Origin of the sequence: Pseudomonas sp. IT-P176, assembly GCF_949767245.1 — a bacterium.
Taxonomy (GTDB): Bacteria; Pseudomonadota; Gammaproteobacteria; order Pseudomonadales; family Pseudomonadaceae; genus Aquipseudomonas.
The window spans coordinates 82,309-99,541 of the sequence record NZ_CATKPN010000090.1; the positions used below are offsets into that span (position 1 = coordinate 82,309).

The 17,233-nt window shown below is 60.9% G+C and carries 12 protein-coding genes; 6 read left to right on the forward strand and 6 right to left on the reverse strand.

Going from position 1 to position 17,233, the window contains the following annotated elements:
• Positions 1-276: 276 nt before the first annotated feature.
• On the reverse strand, positions 277-1,179 hold the full coding sequence (locus ACM6IP_RS23140; protein ID WP_414862345.1) for a helix-turn-helix domain-containing protein: 903 nt from the start codon (positions 1,177-1,179) through the stop codon (positions 277-279).
• Positions 1,180-1,465: 286 nt separating this feature from the next.
• Between ACM6IP_RS23140 and ACM6IP_RS23145 the strand changes: the two genes are divergently transcribed.
• Positions 1,466-2,983 (forward strand): MDR family MFS transporter, encoded by a 1,518-nt coding sequence (locus tag ACM6IP_RS23145; protein ID WP_414862346.1) that lies wholly within the window; start codon positions 1,466-1,468, stop codon positions 2,981-2,983.
• A 2-nt stretch (positions 2,984-2,985) separates the two neighbouring features.
• Here the strand turns inward: ACM6IP_RS23145 and ACM6IP_RS23150 are convergent, their stop codons facing one another.
• From ACM6IP_RS23150 to ACM6IP_RS23165, 4 genes are all read right to left on the reverse strand, one after another.
• Positions 2,986-3,834 (reverse strand): cache domain-containing protein, encoded by an 849-nt coding sequence (locus ACM6IP_RS23150; protein ID WP_095165857.1) that lies wholly within the window; start codon positions 3,832-3,834, stop codon positions 2,986-2,988.
• 87 nt (positions 3,835-3,921) lie between these two features.
• Positions 3,922-4,767, reverse strand: coding sequence for an ATPase (locus ACM6IP_RS23155; protein ID WP_414862347.1), 846 nt, complete (start codon positions 4,765-4,767; stop codon positions 3,922-3,924).
• A 93-nt stretch (positions 4,768-4,860) separates the two neighbouring features.
• On the reverse strand, positions 4,861-5,868 hold the full coding sequence (locus tag ACM6IP_RS23160) for an NAD-dependent epimerase/dehydratase family protein (RefSeq protein WP_095165858.1): 1,008 nt from the start codon (positions 5,866-5,868) through the stop codon (positions 4,861-4,863).
• A gap of 96 nt (positions 5,869-5,964) precedes the next feature.
• A complete protein-coding gene (locus tag ACM6IP_RS23165; RefSeq protein WP_414862348.1) occupies positions 5,965-6,864 on the reverse strand; it encodes a LysR family transcriptional regulator ArgP in 900 nt (299 codons plus the stop codon).
• Positions 6,865-6,960: 96 nt separating this feature from the next.
• Here ACM6IP_RS23165 and ACM6IP_RS23170 point away from each other — a divergent pair, with 96 nt between their 5' ends.
• The 5 genes from ACM6IP_RS23170 to ACM6IP_RS23190 all read left to right on the forward strand — a co-directional run bounded on the left by ACM6IP_RS23170 (position 6,961) and on the right by ACM6IP_RS23190 (position 12,658).
• Positions 6,961-7,362 (forward strand): ACT domain-containing protein, encoded by a 402-nt coding sequence (locus ACM6IP_RS23170; protein WP_095165862.1) that lies wholly within the window; start codon positions 6,961-6,963, stop codon positions 7,360-7,362.
• A gap of 5 nt (positions 7,363-7,367) precedes the next feature.
• Complete coding sequence (locus tag ACM6IP_RS23175) at positions 7,368-7,970, forward strand: LysE/ArgO family amino acid transporter (RefSeq protein ID WP_095165863.1); 603 nt, start codon at positions 7,368-7,370, stop codon at positions 7,968-7,970.
• Between the two features lie 175 nt (positions 7,971-8,145).
• A complete protein-coding gene (locus ACM6IP_RS23180) occupies positions 8,146-8,742 on the forward strand; it encodes a superoxide dismutase (RefSeq protein WP_095165865.1) in 597 nt (198 codons plus the stop codon).
• 327 nt (positions 8,743-9,069) lie between these two features.
• A complete protein-coding gene (locus tag ACM6IP_RS23185; protein WP_095165867.1) occupies positions 9,070-11,124 on the forward strand; it encodes a putative bifunctional diguanylate cyclase/phosphodiesterase in 2,055 nt (684 codons plus the stop codon).
• Positions 11,125-11,314: 190 nt separating this feature from the next.
• Positions 11,315-12,658 (forward strand): imelysin family protein, encoded by a 1,344-nt coding sequence (locus tag ACM6IP_RS23190; protein WP_095165869.1) that lies wholly within the window; start codon positions 11,315-11,317, stop codon positions 12,656-12,658.
• Between the two features lie 147 nt (positions 12,659-12,805).
• Here the strand turns inward: ACM6IP_RS23190 and ACM6IP_RS23195 are convergent, their stop codons facing one another.
• Complete coding sequence (locus tag ACM6IP_RS23195; RefSeq protein WP_414862349.1) at positions 12,806-17,116, reverse strand: dermonecrotic toxin domain-containing protein; 4,311 nt, start codon at positions 17,114-17,116, stop codon at positions 12,806-12,808.
• Between the last annotated feature and the right edge of the window lie 117 nt (positions 17,117-17,233).

Below are 17,233 nucleotides of genomic sequence, written 5' to 3' on the forward strand. Positions count from 1 at the left end.
ATCGCCTGAATGTCCGCCTACAAACGCAGGCAGCATTCATGGCGTCCAGGCACAACTGACCTATGCTGATAGTAGTACCCCCGGGTATTCGTTCAGAGGTCGATGCCATGAACATTAAAACCAGACGGTATTTCGCGATCTTCATTACCTGCACCGCCACATTGGCGCTATATGGCACCGCCGCCTACCGTGTCGAACAGGCCAGACAGCAACCCAGGGTCGCGGCCAGTTGTGGCGTTGACCAGTGCATTCCACACAGCGCGACCTTGAACGCACTCAGGTAGACCGCGCTCCCTCTTGATCGCTCTTCAAGCGATCACGAAAGGCCTTGGGCGAGATGCCGACACGGCGGCGGAACAGCCGGGTGAAATTGGTCGGGTCGGAAAAGCCCAGCAGATCGGACATCTCGTAAATCGTCATGCTGGTGTAGGTCAGCATGCGCTTGGCCTCGAGCAACTGGCGCTCGTGCATGATCTGCAATGCCGGCTGCCCCGCCAGCTCACGGCACGTGCCGTTGAGGTGGGACACGGAAATTCCCAGGCGGCGGGCCAAATCCTCGACCTTGACGTGCTGGCGATAATTCTCTTCCACCAATTGAATGAAGCCGTTGAGGTATTCCCGGGCGCGCTGCGGGCGCTGGTGGGTGCTACGGCGCTGGATCACCTGGCGACTGACCCAGACCAGAATCACGCTGACCAAAGCATGCATGAGCATCTCGCGCGCCGGTTGATGGCCGTTGTACTCCGCCTGCAAGGCGCCGAACAGGCTATTGAGGTACTCGGCCTGAGCGCCCGCCAGGTAACTTTCAGCTTGGGCCAGGGCGTTGACCGAATGACCCAGTTGAGCTTGCAGATGAACCACCAGCGGGGCCGCCAGGGTCAGGATGAAACCCTCGACATCCTCACTGAAGCGAAAACCGTGGATCGACAGCGCCGGCAGGATCTGGATGCCAGGCTCGTCAAGCCGGGTCAGTTGGCCTTCGATTTCGAGTTCTGCCTGGCCTTTGAATACAAACAGCAACTGACATAAATCGGCATGGCGGTGGGGTTTGATTTTCCATTGGTGTTCGCGACTGCGCTGGGAGATCGTTTCGCAATGCAGCAAGTCCGGTGTCGGCCAGTCCAGACTTTCACCATAGAGTTTGAATACCGGAATCGCAGGAAGGGCAGGCTTGTTCATAACGTCAGTCCAGGCCTCAGCGTAACGGGCGAAAATCGCCCCGATTGGCGAAATGTACAGGTTTTGGCTCAGCGTTCTTCCTTAATTGACCGACTCACCAAGGAAAAATGCAAGCGCTGGATCGATAAAAACCACCCGCCGGCCGGTCCGAGTGACGCTTTTGAGCCATAACGACCCGCAAACCACGCACAACGGCGTCGTGGAGAACGTCCATCAGCTTTCTTACGAGGCTATCGAATAGCCTGCTACCGACTTACACTGGCGGCATCCCCCGCAGGGTTTGCCCGTGACCACCATGAATCAGCCTGAATCCCCCAAGCCGGCCATTCACAGCGTACTGATCGCCCTGATGCTGGCGATCTTCCTCGGCGCGCTGGACCAGACCATCGTTGCCGTGTCGATGCCGGCCATTTCCGCCCAGTTCAAGGACGTCAGCCTGCTGGCCTGGGTGATTTCCGGCTACATGGTGGCGATGACGGTGGCGGTGCCGATCTACGGCAAGCTCGGCGACCTCTACGGTCGGCGCAAGTTGATGCTGTTCGGCATGGGCCTGTTCACCCTGGCCTCGTTGCTGTGCGGCCTGGCACAGAGCATGGAGCAACTGGTCCTGGCGCGGATCATCCAGGGCATCGGTGCCGGCGGGATGATTTCGGTCAGCCAGGCAATCATCGGCGACATCGTGCCACCGCGCGAACGCGGCCGGTACCAGGGCTACTTCAGCAGCATGTACGCGGTGGCCAGCGTTGCCGGGCCGGTGCTCGGCGGCTACATGACCGAGTACCTGTCATGGCGCTGGGTATTCCTGATCAACCTGCCCCTGGGCCTGGGCGCCTGGCTGGTGGCCAACCGCACGCTGGTAGGCTTGCCGGTGCCGCAACGCAAACCGCTGATCGACTACCTCGGCACGCTACTGATGATCATCGGCCTGACCGCCCTGCTGCTCGGCATCACCCAGGTTGGCCAGGGCCACGCCTGGCGCAGTGCCGAGGTGCTGGGGCTGCTGGCGGGCGCGGTACTGACCCTGGCGCTGTTCGTCTGGCACGAGCGCCGTGCCCGCGAACCGCTGCTGCCGATGCACCTGTTTGCCAACCGCAATGCTCTGCTGTGCTGGTGCACGATTTTCTTCACCAGTTTCCAGGCGATCTCCCTGATCGTGCTGATGCCCCTGCGCTTTCAGAGCGTCACCGGCGCCGGTGCCGACAGCGCCGCGCTGCACCTGTTGCCGCTGGCCATGGGCTTGCCGATGGGGGCCTACTACGCCGGGCGCCGAACCTCGGTGACCGGACGCTACAAACCGATGATCCTCACGGGCGCGCTGCTGACCCCGATCGCGATCCTCGGCATGGCCTACAGCCCGCCGCAAGCGATGCTCCTCAGCAGCCTGTTCATGCTGCTCAGCGGGATCGCTGCCGGCATGCAGTTTCCGACCTCGCTGGTGGGCACGCAAAATTCGGTGGAGCAACGGGACATCGGCGTCGCCACCAGCACCACCAACCTGTTCCGCTCGCTCGGCGGCGCGGTGGGGGTGGCATTGATGTCGGCCCTGTTGCTGGCGCTATTGCAGGATTCCAGCTTCGCCCACCTGGCAGGCACATCGCTGGTGAGCGAAGGCAGTTCCGGCAACGTCCTGCTCGACGGCTTGAACGCCGCCCCGGGCGACGCGCAGCACGCCCTGCGCGCCGAATTGCTGCTGACCTTCCGGCATTTGCTGATGGTCAGTGCGGCGGTGTCGCTGCTAGGACTGGCGGCCGCCATCGCGATGCCCAACCAACTGCTGCGCGGCCGCGAACACAACGCCAAGTAGGGTCAAGGACTGTAATACCCCACCGCCACCAGCCGGTTGCCGACTTTTTTCAAGTAGGCGTGCTTGTTCTCCACCTTGCCGGTAACCGGGTTTTTCCAGCGGTATTGGTACTCGCCCTGATCCTGCGTAGCCATCAGCGCCAGGATCGGCTCGCCCACCGGTTTGCCCTCCGGATCCTTGATCTTGCCGAAGTCGGTATTGATCAAGCGCAGGTTGGTGCCGTGGGCCAGGTAACGTTGATTGTCGAGATTGACCACGAACACATACAGGTCGTCCTGCAGGAAACCGCCCTGCAGGGAATTGATCGATTTGAGCGTGGCCTGTTCATCCTTGGCCAGGTCGGCCGCCGCTTTGTCGAGCAGGGCCTTGGCCTGCTCGGCGGACGCCCGTGGCAGGTAGTAACCGACCGCAAGAATCCGCTGGCCGATGCGCTGGTAGTACACACGCTTGCGCTCGACCTTGCCGTCAGCCCAATTCTGCCAGCGATACTCGGCGGTCTGGATGCCGTTGCCCTCAGGCACCAGCAAGGCGTTCTTGAAGGCTTTCTGCAGATCAGGGCCGAGCACTTCGGACACATCGCGCCCGATCAATGCCGAGGACGGCCCGCCACTGGCGAGCATCGTGCCCTTGGTGTCGAGCACAAAGACGTATTTGTCCTTGTCGACAAACTCACCCTGGCGACTGAAGGCGGCAAACGCCTTGTCCCCGTGGTCGTGGTAATAGGCCAGGGCCTTTTCCAGCAAGGCCAGCGCGGCCTTGTCCTCATCGGCGACCTTGGCCGCCGCCTGCACCTGCCCCAGGCACAACAGCAGTAACCCGCCGAGCAGCACGGCTTTTTGCAGAAACCTCATTGCGCGTCCCTCGTTCTTGTTGATGTTTCAAGAGCGTAGACGGCTTGAGGCTATGTACGAATATTCAGCAAAACCCAACCGACCCGATCAAGGACGGGTGCTGATCTGCTGCTGCAAATTGCGGATCTGGGTCTGCAAGGTGGTGATGTTGCGTGTGACCTGGCCACGGAAAGCATCGAACTCGGCCACTGTAGCGCCGCCTTGCGGGGTCGCCGGGCGATTGTCCTGCTCGCTCTTGATCACCAGCAACTCCTGCTCCAGACGGTCGATGGCCGCGCTCGGATTACCCTGTTTCTTCAACGCGGCGATCTCGGCACTGAGGCTTTTAAGCTCAGCCTCGACCTTGCTGGTATCGGCCGGCGTGCTCTTGAGGGTGGTCACCTCGGTACCCAGGGTCTTGAGTTCGCTTTGCAACTGGCTATTGAGGGTACGCTGCTCGGCGCTTTGCGCCGCGATCTGTGCCAGGCGTTTGTCCAGGTCAGTCGCCTGCCCCACCACGCCCTGCTGTTGCTGGCCCTGCTCCAGCAACTGGCTCTCCAGCTGTTTGATTTGCAACTTGAGCGCTTCACTGTCGCTGCTGACGTTGGTCTGGCTGGCGACGACCTTGCCGGAAATGTCCTGCAAGCGCCCGGCCGCTTCCTCACTGATGCGCGCGAAGCTTTCCTGGGTGGCCACCAACTGCTGCTCCATCAGCGAGATCTGCTGGAAGCTCCACCAGGCCAGGCCAATGAACGCAAAGAACAGCGCGCCCACCAACGCCCACAACGGGCCGGTGCTTGGCCCCTTGACCTGGACCGCAGGGACGCTGCGCGCCTGCACGCTGCTGCGCTCGCGGGTGGGGCCGGCGGCGTGGAAGTCATCGTGATCGAAGCTGTCGGCACGCAGGCTCGGCACATTATCGAAGTCGTCGTTGGCATCGTTACGCATGGACATGAGTCAACCTTTTGGAACCACAGAAATGGCTAAATACGCCGAGTATAAACCTTGAACTCGGCGCATTGATCGACCCCGAACCCGTCACTCGGTTCAGTGCCGGGGGTGTCCGCCGATGTCCTGGGCCTTCCACCAGCCACAGAATTCATCCAGCGCCGCCCACAGGCTGACTTTCGGGTCGTAGTCCAGATAATGCCGGGCGCGGCTGATGTCCAGGGTGAAATTTTTGTTCATCACCTGCATTCCCAGGCGCGACAGGGTCGGCTCGGGGCGCCCCGGCCAGAGTTTGCAAAAGCCCTCGTTCAGCGCCGCAACGCTGTAGGCCAGGCCGTAGGAACGGTACCGCGTGACCTGCGGGACTTCCATCTGGCGCATCACATAGTTGACCACGTCCCACACCGGCACGGGGGCACCATTGCTGATGTTATAGACCTTGCCCAGCGCCGAACCGCTGGCCAGCAGACAGCTGAGCATGGCCTCATTGAGGTTCTGCACGCTGGTGAAGTCGACCTTGTTCAAGCCATTGCCGACAATCGCCAGGCGCCCCTTGCGCTGCATTTTCAGCAGTCGCGGGAAGATGCTCATGTCACCGGCGCCGGTGACAAAGCGCGGGCGCAGGGCCAGCACTTCGAGCCCGAACTCCTGGGCGCCGAAGACCTTCTGCTCGGCCAGGTACTTGGTCGCCGCGTAGGGATGCTTGAACCGCTTGGGCACTTGCTCTTCGGTCAGGCCCAGGTGGTCGCGGCCATCGAAGTAGACCGACGGCGAGGACAGGTGCACCAGGCGCCGGACGTTTTGCTTGAGGCAGGCCTCGACCACGTTTTCGGTGACCAGCACGTTGCCCTGATGGAAATCCTGATAGCGCCCCCACACCCCTACCGCACCGGCGCAATGCACCACGGCATCGACGTCCACGCACAGGTCGCGCACCAGTTGCCCATCGGTCAGGTCGCCCTGGACGAACTGGGCACCGCGGCGCACCAGATGCTCGACGCTCTCGGCCCGGCGACCGTTGACCCGCACGTCCAGGCCCTGCTCCAGGGCGAACCGCGCAAAGCGCCCGCCAATGAAGCCGCTTGCGCCGGTGACCAGAATTTTCATGTATTGCTCCTACAGATGCAGTTCCAAGCTTCAAGCCACAAGCTGCAAGTTAAAAACGGTACGCAAGCTCTTCACTTATCGCTTGCTGCTTGACGCTTACCGCTGCTCCAACGGCACCAACCATTGGCTGGATAAGCGCACCAGATGCTCGGTGAGTAAGCCGAGCAGTTGGCCACCATTGCGCCAATGATGCCAGTACAGCGGCACATCGATCGGTTTATCTGCCAACAACTCCACCAGCACACCGCGCTCAAGTTGCTCGCGCACCTGCAATTCCGGCACCAGGCCCCACCCCAGGCCCGCTTCGGTCAGGCGAATGAAACCTTCGGAAGACGGACACAAATGATGCTCAAAACCGCCCTCGACGCCCAGGGACGCCAAGTAGCGATGCTGCAGGAAATCGTCAGGACCAAACACCAGTGCCGGGGTGCGGGCCAATTGCTCGGCTCGCACCCCGTGCGGGAAATGCCGGCTTATAAAGGCCGGACTGGCCAGGGCCCGATAACGCATGGCGCCCAGCAAGACACTGCGCGCACCGGCCACCGGGCGCTCACTGGCACACAGGCAGGCCGCCACTTCTCCGGCACGCATGCGCTTGAGGCCGACGGTCTGGTCCTCTACTACCAGATCCAACAGCAAATGCTGTTCTGCGCAAAAATCCCCCACCGCCCCCGCCCACCAAGTCGCCAGGCTGTCGGCATTGAGGGCGATGCGCAGGCGCTCGGGCAGGCCGGCTTCATCCAGCGCCGGCACCAGGCTTTGCAGGTCGCGCTCAAGCAGGCGCACCTGCTGGACATGGTTGAGCAGACGCCGGCCGATCTCGGTCGGTGCCGGTGGCGTGGCCCGCACCAACACTGGCTGGCCGACCCGCGCTTCGAGCAGCTTGATCCGCTGGGAAATCGCCGACTGCGAGAGTCCCAGCACCTGCGCCGCACGCTCGAAGCCGGCTTGCTCAACCACGGCAGCCAGGGCGGATAACAATTTATAGTCGAACATCAGTTTTCCTAATGAGCGATCAGCAATATTGGTTTTTCTTATACAGCTTGGAACAGGAGAATAGCCAGCATCCACTCTTGCCCAAGGATCAGCGACATGGCTGGCGAAACCTCACTCAACACCTTGCTGCGCAGCATGAGCCCGCACCTGAACGACGGCGAATACGTGTTCTGCACGATTGCCGACGGGCAACTGCCAGTTGGCTGCGAAATCATCGGCAGCTTTCGTGAACAGGAAGGCCTGACGGTGATCCTCGAACGCTCCAGCGCCCTGCAATGTGGGCTGGCCTTCGACTACGTGGCGGCCTGGATCACCCTCAACGTGCACTCGGCCCTGGAAGCTGTCGGCCTCACCGCCGCCTTCGCCACGGCCCTGGGCCAGGCCGGTATCAGTTGCAACGTGATTGCCGGCTACTACCACGACCATCTGTTTGTCGGCCAGGGCGATGCAGAACGCGCCATGACCGTACTGACGCAACTGGCGGCGAACGCGGAGTAAGGCTCATGTGGCAAAGCTATGTAAACGGCCTGTTGGTGGCGTTCGGCCTGATCATGGCGATCGGCACGCAAAACGCCTTTGTCCTGGCGCAAAGCCTGCGCCGTGAACATCATCTGCCGGTGGCCGCACTGTGTGTGGTCTGCGACGCGCTGCTGGTGGCGGCCGGGGTGTTTGGCCTGGCCACCGTGCTCGCGCAGAACCCGACCCTGCTGGCCATCGCGCGCTGGGGCGGCGCGGCGTTCCTGCTCTGGTACGGCAGCCTGGCGTTGCGCCGGGCCTGTTCGAAACAGAGCCTGCAACAAGGTGAGGACCAGACTGTGCGCTCGTTGCGCGCAGTGCTGCTCAGCGCACTGGCGGTGACCCTGCTCAACCCCCACGTCTACCTCGATACGGTGTTGCTGATCGGCTCGCTCGGCGCCCAACAGACCGAGCCCGGGGCCTATGTGGTCGGCGCGGCCAGTGCTTCGTTGCTGTGGTTCTTCACCCTGGCCCTCGGCGCGGCCTGGCTCGCTCCCTGGCTGGCTCGCCCCAGCACCTGGCGGATTCTCGACTTGCTGGTGGCGGTGATGATGTTCGCGGTGGCGTTTCAATTAATTGTCGCCAGTTGAATATCGCAAAAGGCTCTGGAACCTCTATCCCACACAGTTGTTGCGTGGTTATGCCGCACCCCCGGTGCTATGATCCGACACCTGCGCCGCAAAGAGTACAAACTCCCCGGCGCTAGTCTGGCCGCCCGTGATCGGCCTTGCGCTCACCGCAACTGACCTGATTAGGAGAATCACCATGGCTTTCGAATTGCCGCCACTGCCTTACGCACACGATGCACTGCAGCCGCACATTTCCAAGGAAACGCTGGAGTTTCACCACGACAAGCACCACAACACCTACGTCGTGAACCTGAACAACCTGGTGCCAGGCACCGAGTTCGAAGGCAAGACTCTGGAAGAAATCGTCAAGTCTTCTTCGGGTGGCATTTTCAACAACGCCGCTCAAGTGTGGAACCACACTTTCTACTGGAACTGCCTGGCGCCAAACGCCGGCGGTCAACCAACCGGCGCGCTGGCTGAAGCCATCAACGCTGCTTTCGGTTCGTTCGACAAGTTCAAGGAAGAGTTCAGCAAAACCTCCATCGGTACCTTCGGTTCCGGCTGGGGCTGGCTGGTGAAAAAGGCTGACGGTTCCCTGGCCCTGGCCAGCACCATCGGCGCCGGCAACCCGCTGACTAACGGCGACACCCCGCTGTTGACCTGCGACGTCTGGGAACACGCCTACTACATCGACTACCGCAACGTGCGTCCAAAGTATGTGGAAGCGTTCTGGAACCTGGTCAACTGGAAGTTCGTGGCTGAGCAGTTCGAAGGCAAAACCTTCACCGCTTGAGTCCGCTTGCTGTGAAGAAACCCGGCACTGCCGGGTTTTTTTATGCCTGTGGCTGGCACCTGTCCCCACGCAAAACACTCCTGCCCTTGCTCCAGCGCCGCAGGCGGCTACCATCTAGCAAATACAAATATTCTCCCCTGCCCCTCAAGTTGCAGGAGGTGCGTACCGACACAATACAAATGGGCTTCAATAACCGCTTACCCAAGGTTATGCGGCCAGGCCGGCGGACAACATCCACCTGGCTCGATTGTCCCTTTGACTGCCATCACGGGATTGCCAATACTCATGGCATCTTGACGTTACCCGCACGGAACAAGGAATTACCCTTTGAAGCTGGAACTCAAAAACAGCTTGTCGGTGAAGTTGCTCCGGGTTGTGCTGTTGTCGGCATTGATCGTGGGTGTGGTCTTGAGCTGCGCACAGATCGTCTTTGATGCCTACAAGACGCGCCAGGCAGTGGCCAACGACGCCGAACGCATCCTCGACATGTTTCGCGACCCATCGACCCAGGCCGTCTACAGCCTGGATCGGGAAATGGGCATGCAGGTGATCGAAGGGCTGTTCCAGGATGACGCCGTGCGCATGGCCTCCATCGGCCATCCCAATGAAACCATGCTGGCGGAAAAAAGCCGTGAACTGCAGCATTCCGATAGTCGCTGGCTGACCGACCTGATCCTGGGCAAGGAGCGCACCTTCACCACCCAGTTGGTGGGGCGCGGTCCCTACAGTGAGTACTACGGCGACCTGAGCATTACCCTCGACACCGCCACCTATGGCCAGGGATTTATTGTCAGCTCGGTGATCATCTTCATTTCCGGCGTATTGCGGGCATTGGCCATGGGGCTGGTGCTGTACCTGGTCTATCACTGGCTGCTGACCAAGCCGCTGTCGCGGATCATCGAGCACCTGACCACCATCAACCCCGACCGCCCCAGCGAACACAAGATCCCCCAGCTCAAAGGCCACGAGAAAAACGAACTGGGGCTGTGGATCAATACCGCCAATCAGTTGCTCGAATCCATCGAACGCAATACCCATCTGCGCCATGAAGCGGAAAACAGCCTGCTGCGCATGGCCCAGTACGACTTTCTCACCGGCCTGCCCAACCGCCAGCAGTTGCAGCAGCAACTGGACAAGATCCTGGTGGATGCCGGGCGCTTGCAACGCCGGGTCGCGGTGATCTGCGTTGGCCTGGACGATTTCAAGGGGATCAACGAGCAATTCAGCTACCAGACCGGTGACCAACTGTTGCTGGCCCTGGCCGACCGCCTGCGCGCCCACAGCGGTCGCCTCGGCGCGCTGGCACGCCTGGGTGGCGACCAGTTCGCCCTGGTGCAGGCTGATATCGAGCAACCCTATGAAGCCGCCGAACTGGCGCAAAGCATTCTTGATGACCTGGAAGAGCCGTTTGCCCTTGATCATCAGGAGATCCGCCTGCGCGCCACCATCGGCATCACCCTGTTCCCGGAGGACGGCGACAGCACCGAAAAGCTGTTGCAGAAAGCCGAGCAGACCATGACCCTGGCCAAGACCCGCTCGCGCAACCGCTACCAGTTCTACATTGCCAGCGTCGACAGCGAAATGCGCCGGCGCCGCGAACTGGAAAAGGATCTGCGCGAGGCCCTGCGTCGCGAACAGCTGTTCCTGGTCTATCAACCGCAGATCAGCTATCGCGATCACCGGGTGGTAGGGGTCGAGGCGCTGATTCGCTGGCAGCATCCGGAGCACGGGCTGGTACCGCCGGACCTGTTCATCCCGCTGGCGGAACAGAACGGCAGCATCATCGCCATCGGCGAGTGGGTCCTGGACCAGGCCTGTCGCCAGTTGCGCGACTGGCACGACCAGGGCTTCAGCGACCTGCGCATGGCGGTCAACCTCTCCACCGTGCAACTGCACCACGCCGAGCTGCCACGGGTGGTCAACAACCTGCTGCAGATGTACCGCCTGCCGCCGCGCAGCCTGGAGCTGGAAGTGACCGAGACCGGCCTGATGGAAGACATCAGCACCGCCGCCCAGCACCTGCTCAGCCTGCGCCGCTCCGGCGCCTTGATCGCCATCGACGACTTCGGCACCGGCTACTCCTCCCTCAGCTACCTGAAAAGCCTGCCGCTGGACAAGATCAAGATCGACAAGAGCTTCGTCCAGGACCTGCTGGACGACGATGACGATGCCACCATCGTGCGCGCGATCATCCAGTTGGGCAAAAGCCTGGGCATGCAGGTGATTGCCGAGGGAGTGGAGACCGCTGAGCAAGAGGCCTACATCATCTCTGAGGGCTGCCACGAAGGTCAGGGTTACTTCTACAGCAAGCCGCTGCCGGCCCGGGAATTGAGTGCGTACCTGAAACAGGCGCAACGCAGCAACGTCTTGAGCCCGCTGTAGCAGCGTGTAGCAGCGGTCGAGCCCGCGAGGCCGCTGCTACACAAGTGCGTGGCGCGCTTGATCCCGCGTCGATGAATAAGAAATATTTCCAGGTACAACCCTTTACACATAATGCGAAAGATTTGCATTATGTCGCAGTTTTGCGCGTCCACCGCGCTTGTCCCTCATCTACCGAAGCAGGATGTTCGCCATGATTCGTATGCCTCTGGCTACCGCCAGTTTGCTGGCCATCGCTATTTCCCTCGCCGGTTGCGGCGAAGGTAAAGACAAGGCTGCTGCTCCTCAAGCGCCTACTCCAGCCGCCAGCACCGCAGCACCTGCTGCTCCGGCTGCCACAGGCAAAGTCGACGAAGCCGCTGCCAAGGCCGTAGTCGCGCATTACGCCGATATCGTCTTCGCCGTCTACAGCGATGCCGAATCCACCGCGAAAACCCTGCAAACCGCGATCGACGCCTTCCTCGCCAAGCCGAACGACGAAACACTGAAAGCCGCCAAGGCTGCCTGGGTTGCCGCTCGTGTGCCTTACCTGCAGAGCGAAGTGTTCCGCTTCGGCAACACCATCATCGACGACTGGGAAGGTCAGGTTAACGCCTGGCCCCTGGACGAAGGCCTGATCGACTACGTCGACAAGAGCTACGAGCACGCCCTGGGTAACCCGGGTGCCAGCGCCAACATCATCGCCAACACCGAAGTCCAGGTGGGTGAAGACAAAGTTGACGTGAAAGACATCACCGCGGAAAAACTCGCCAGCCTGAACGAGCTCGGCGGTTCCGAGGCGAACGTCGCCACTGGCTACCACGCCATCGAATTCCTGCTCTGGGGCCAGGACCTGAACGGCACCGGCCCAGGCGCTGGCAACCGTCCAGCCTCGGACTACCTGGAAGGCACCGGCGCTACCGGCGGCCACAACGATCGCCGTCGCGCCTACCTCAAGGCCGTGACCCAACTGCTGGTCAGCGACCTGGAAGAAATGGTCGGTAACTGGAAGCCGAACGTGGCCGACAACTACCGCGCCACCCTGGAAGCCGAGCCAGGCGAGACCGGCCTGCGCAAAATGCTGTTCGGCATGGGCAGCCTCTCGCTGGGCGAACTGGCCGGCGAGCGGATGAAAGTGTCCCTGGAAGCCAACTCGCCTGAAGACGAGCAGGACTGCTTCAGCGACAACACCCACAACTCGCACTTCTACGACGCCAAGGGCGTGCGTAACGTGTACCTGGGCGAATACACCCGTACCGACGGCACCAAGATGACCGGCGCCAGCCTGTCGTCGCTGGTGGCCAAGGCCGACCCGGCTGCCGATACCGCCCTCAAGGCGGACCTGGCTGCGACCGAAGCCAAGCTGCAGGTCATGGTCGATCACGCCAACAAGGGTGAGCACTACGACCAGTTGATCGCCGCTGGCAACACCGCAGGCAACCAGATCGTGCGCGACGCCATCGCCGCCCTGGTCAAGCAGACCGGCTCGATCGAGCAGGCTGCTGGCAAACTGGGTATCAGCGACCTGAACCCGGATAACGCTGATCACGAGTTCTGATCAACCCAGGCCAAGTCCCGTCATGAAAATGCCCCGCCTCGCGCGGGGCTAATGAGCCGGTCAGCCTGATCAAGAAGCCCTGCAGGCTCACGCTTGCAGGGCTTTTCTCGTTTTAAGGTGCACGACCATGATCGACGTAGAGCCCGATCAGATCCGGAAAACAAAGATATTCGCCTGGGCACCCACCGCCGGCAGATGAATGCCGCCGATCAACTGTACCAAGTGGTTGCTGGCTTGCGCCTGGCTGACCAGGGTTCGAGTCGCTGGCTCCATCAGGTCAACTCTCAGTGTCACATCATGGGGGCCCTCAACCACCTCGCCCAACGCTCTACGCAACGTCATCCAAAACAACTGATCGCTACCCGCACGCCTGAACAGCAGTTCGGACGGCTGGTTGAACCCCGCGACCATTTCGTAACGGCTGCCCACCAGCCGCTCGACCATCAACGTCTTCAGCGCTCTTTCGGTCCCCGAGACCACCGCCTCATGCATCAGCACTGGGACGCCATCCGTACTGAAATTCAGGCGGTGGTACAAGTCGGGAAAGTTTTGCAGGCGCCATGCTCCTGCGGTCTTGTGAGTGACCGGGAGCAAGGACAGCGGCGCGCCCAGCACGGGCAGCGCTTGGGCTGATAAAGAACGCCAGCCCTGCAGCGTGCGCTGGAGGGCGGCAACCCCCCAGACCGTCAGGCCTGTAGGATTGCCCAGGTTGAACAGAATGTTGGCAACCTGCGTCTGAGAGATTGACGTGAATGTCGGGAACGCGTCCGCCACATAAGCGACCAGTGATTTGATGAAAGGCAACTCAATTGAATGCATCCATCGAGACAGTGATTGCTCGAACGTCGCCAATCTTGGCTGCCTGTAGAGATCAGTACTGAGCATCCGCTCGAACGCCACAAAGCTGTTGGTGGGCATCTGTGGATCATGCATCAGCACGACACCGGTATTGATCGCGGCGCCTGAAGGTAGAACAGGGAAATAGCGCTCATCAATCTTGACGTAGTCACGCCCGATCCATTGCGGATCGCCACCGATACGCCGATAGATGCCCATCTGCGGGTCTTGTAACTGAACATGAGCCGGATCCAGGGTTTGCCCCCAATCGACAAACTGCTCGCTGGCAGGCCTGGCTGGGCGTGACGGCACGACCACCGGTTGGTTTGGCCCAGGAATCGGTTCTACCGGACGTGGACGACTTGGGCCTGGGACTGGCTCGACGGCGATGGGTCGAGCAGCCGGATCAACAATACCACCGCCACTCCATGCATTCGCCCAATCCAGACCTCTGAGGCGCATCTGGAATCGCGCGGGGCTCACGATCAGGTAGGTGTCGAAAATGCCTAACGCCCCCCCTGTGCGTAAGTAATGAACCAGGCTCAATCTGAACTCGATTTCGCGCCCTGGAGGAAACGCGAAGGACTCAAACACACGCCGGGCCTGGAACTCGTCAAGAAATGGATAAAGGTCCCTGAGTGCGCGCTCCGGTGAAAAACCTCCCAAGGCGGGCGCATCCGGGTGCGTGCCGATTTCCCACTGTCCAGCCCGATCCCGGCGGATCGGAGAATAGTGGTACTGAACCGGCTTGCGGGCATCCCTGACACGCCATGCTTGCTCAAATCCCTCATCCAGGATCGAGTACCAATGTTGGCCGTCATTGAGGAAGTACTGCTTGACTCCATCGACTGGCGAGAGCTTGTAATAAATGCCTTTTCCCTCCCATCCGGGGAGCGGGCTGAGGGCCTGCGGTTTTTTACCCAGGGCCATTTGCGGATTCAATCTTCGCGCCCCTGAAGCCAGCCTTGGGACCGCTTTGGGTGTGGCACCTGCAAGCCCCTTCCCGACTGCGCCATCCACCAGAGCGCCGGCGAACTCTCCCAATGCCCGGACAACGTGATGGGCGACACCTTCCCGATCTGCGATTTTCGCCGCATCAACGGCGTTAAAAAGCGAAAACAGACTCCTGGCCAGGCCGATAGGCAGTGTTACGCGGATCGGCAAAACCATGGTCACCACATCAAGCGCGATACCAGCAACCGTCAGACCGGTCTCGATATCAGTTTGCCCGGTGGTGGTGGTCTGGGCTGCCGCGTCATTGATCGCGAAACTGACTTCAATTTCATACCCCACCTCGAAGAAGTTATCCGCGATCCGCGCAAGGCTGACCGTGGAGACATCCCCCCGCCCTTGCACTGAAGCCCGGACCTGGGGCTGGAACGCCAACTCCACTCGCCCGACCAGGTATTCGCGCCACTGGCTGTTATGAATGAAGTCTCTCATCAGGTGCTCCCGGGGGTACTCCCGAAACACCCGCCCGTCTGGTGCCTGGGGCGTATACACGACAATGGTGCCGCTGCCGGCGGTCGACGTGCAAAACAGCAACACGCCGCGAACCAACTGACCACGCAGCTTCAAGTGCTGCACGATAATCCGGTGGTCTTCGACCGGAGCACGCTGATCGTTGTCGACAGGGTGATCCAGCACCACGGTCACCCAATTGAATCCACGCGCCAGTCGATCCGGTAAAAAATCACCGTTGATCTTGGCTTCGATGGCATCCAGGCGCAGTTGCTGGGCCATGAGCTGGGCAAAAGTCTGTTTGTGCAGTGCAGCCTGCGTGGAAGTGATCAGGTTGGCTTGCAAAAAATCTTGATAGGATTGGCCGACATTCAGGTTGCGCACCAAGTCTTTGACTTGTTCGACCGTCAAACCGTCATAGGTGGGCAATCCCGCGGCGGGATTGATATTCGGTGACGGCGTAATGCGGCTGGGCGTCGCACCGCTCGAGGCTTTCACGGTCAGCGTAGAGTAATTGCTGAAATTGAAGTCCAGGCCCCCGACATTCTCCAGGGCCAGCTCTGTCAGGGTCCGCGAACGGTATCTGCGTTGCGCCCCCCCAGGCTCGCGAATGGTGGACGCAGGCGCACCCGGCGCATACGTCACTGGCGGCACATCGGGCTCCCGAGTGGTGACGAGGATGTCATCCGGGTTCACCGTCAATCCGTGTTCAGACTCAAGCGCCACGCGCAGTTGTCGATTGCTGTACGCCAACAGCGAGCGCCGGTCGCTGAACTGACTGAAGGAAGGCAGCCCTTCGCTGTCCGACAAATTGGCCAGCGTCTGGCCATAGAGGGTGAACGCCGATGCCCAGACCTCTTTGTCGACGACCGAGGCTCCCGCGAGAAAAGCCCGCAGTCGTGCCTGCGTACGCTTTTTGTTCCTGGCCTGCAGTACCGCATCGATCGTGAACGCGCGCCGCAAATCGGTCACTCGGTCCAGCGCACGAGGCAAGTTGGCCATCTCGGCGTGGATACCCATCGCCTGGTAGCGGGCGATGGTCGAGGCAACATTTTGCTGGATCAACCGGCACTGTGACTCGATACCGAATGTGAAAGGCGAGTCCAGTCGCTCCAGATAAAGCATCTGGTCGCCAACCGGCGCAACACGATGCAGGGCCAGTACGCGCTCGTGATCGTTGTCGGCAATCATCTCCAGCAAGCTGGCGAACTCGACGCCGTGCCCCAGGCGACGGTGCAACTCACGATCAAGGCTGGCCAGCGAGTCGAACTCTTCAAAGCCCTGCATTTGGGAGAACAACAGAACCCACCCGACATTTGCAGTCGGTTCGATGGGTCGAACCGCAGGCGCGCGGGCATCGATCTCCCAACCGGTCTGCGAGTCCTGCGGGTTACGCGAAGTGAGGATAAAGGCGCCCTGCATCTGGATCGCAGGTGCCTCGCCCTGTTTGAGTGCCAAACCATAGACACACGGACGATAGCCCGGCAGCGCCTGGCGGGCCGCGGCATCCGGATAACGCAGCAGTTTGTCGAACAGCGTTTGCGCGTTGGGGCTGAGGAGCTCATCGCACCTGAGCAGCTCAAACTCGGTTTTCAGATGCGTGAGCCTGACCTCCTCCAGCCACTGTTTGTGGGTTCGGTTGTCTGTGGGGCTCAAAGGCGTGTCCCAGTAGCGCTGCAGATACAAGGGGTATTGCACCAGCAACCCGTCGGCCAATCGATCGAGAAACCCATCGAATGCCTGGGCCTTGAGCGCCGAAAAGCGTTCAGTGGCGCCACCGGCCTTGGGCACATGGTAGAAATCAGTCTGCCGACTGGCATAACTCGCCGCCTCACCACTGACGATGCGCTGCACGGCAGCATCCATCAGACTGGGCATCAGTGACAGCGGCTGCGCGTCATCAGTAGCCGAGGATGTCGTGGGCGTTTTTTCTCGGGACTGGACATAGCTGTGCCGAAGATCCAGAGGGGACGCCAGTTCGGCAAAGTCCTGATCGAAGTGGTGCTGCACGAACCCATGGAAAACCGGCTGTGTCTGAAAGCGCTCAGTGACCTGGACGTCCAGATCCGATAGTTGCTGGCGCAAACTGGACTGCCCAGCGCTGTCTCGGGAGTTCAACTGCTCGTTGAGGAGGGAAGGCGGTACGTATTCATTCAGCATGGGGAAACTCTACGGTGACGGAGTGTTCTGCATCCTGCCCCTTCGATAAATCCCTTGGGGGGTGCATATGTACGGCGTTGTCCGACGAGGTCGGGCACTCCCCCAAGCAACCAAACG

Coding starts and splice junctions, on each gene's coding strand:
- ACM6IP_RS23140 (WP_414862345.1), bottom strand. CDS start 1,179: ATGAACAAGCCTGCCCTTCCTGCGATTCCGGTATTCAAACTCTATGGT.
- ACM6IP_RS23150 (WP_095165857.1), bottom strand. CDS start 3,834: ATGAGGTTTCTGCAAAAAGCCGTGCTGCTCGGCGGGTTACTGCTGTTG.
- ACM6IP_RS23155 (WP_414862347.1), bottom strand. CDS start 4,767: ATGTCCATGCGTAACGATGCCAACGACGACTTCGATAATGTGCCGAGC.
- ACM6IP_RS23160 (WP_095165858.1), bottom strand. CDS start 5,868: ATGAAAATTCTGGTCACCGGCGCAAGCGGCTTCATTGGCGGGCGCTTT.
- ACM6IP_RS23165 (WP_414862348.1), bottom strand. CDS start 6,864: ATGTTCGACTATAAATTGTTATCCGCCCTGGCTGCCGTGGTTGAGCAA.
- ACM6IP_RS23170 (WP_095165862.1), top strand. CDS start 6,961: ATGGCTGGCGAAACCTCACTCAACACCTTGCTGCGCAGCATGAGCCCG.
- ACM6IP_RS23175 (WP_095165863.1), top strand. CDS start 7,368: ATGTGGCAAAGCTATGTAAACGGCCTGTTGGTGGCGTTCGGCCTGATC.
- ACM6IP_RS23180 (WP_095165865.1), top strand. CDS start 8,146: ATGGCTTTCGAATTGCCGCCACTGCCTTACGCACACGATGCACTGCAG.
- ACM6IP_RS23190 (WP_095165869.1), top strand. CDS start 11,315: ATGATTCGTATGCCTCTGGCTACCGCCAGTTTGCTGGCCATCGCTATT.
- ACM6IP_RS23195 (WP_414862349.1), bottom strand. CDS start 17,116: ATGCTGAATGAATACGTACCGCCTTCCCTCCTCAACGAGCAGTTGAAC.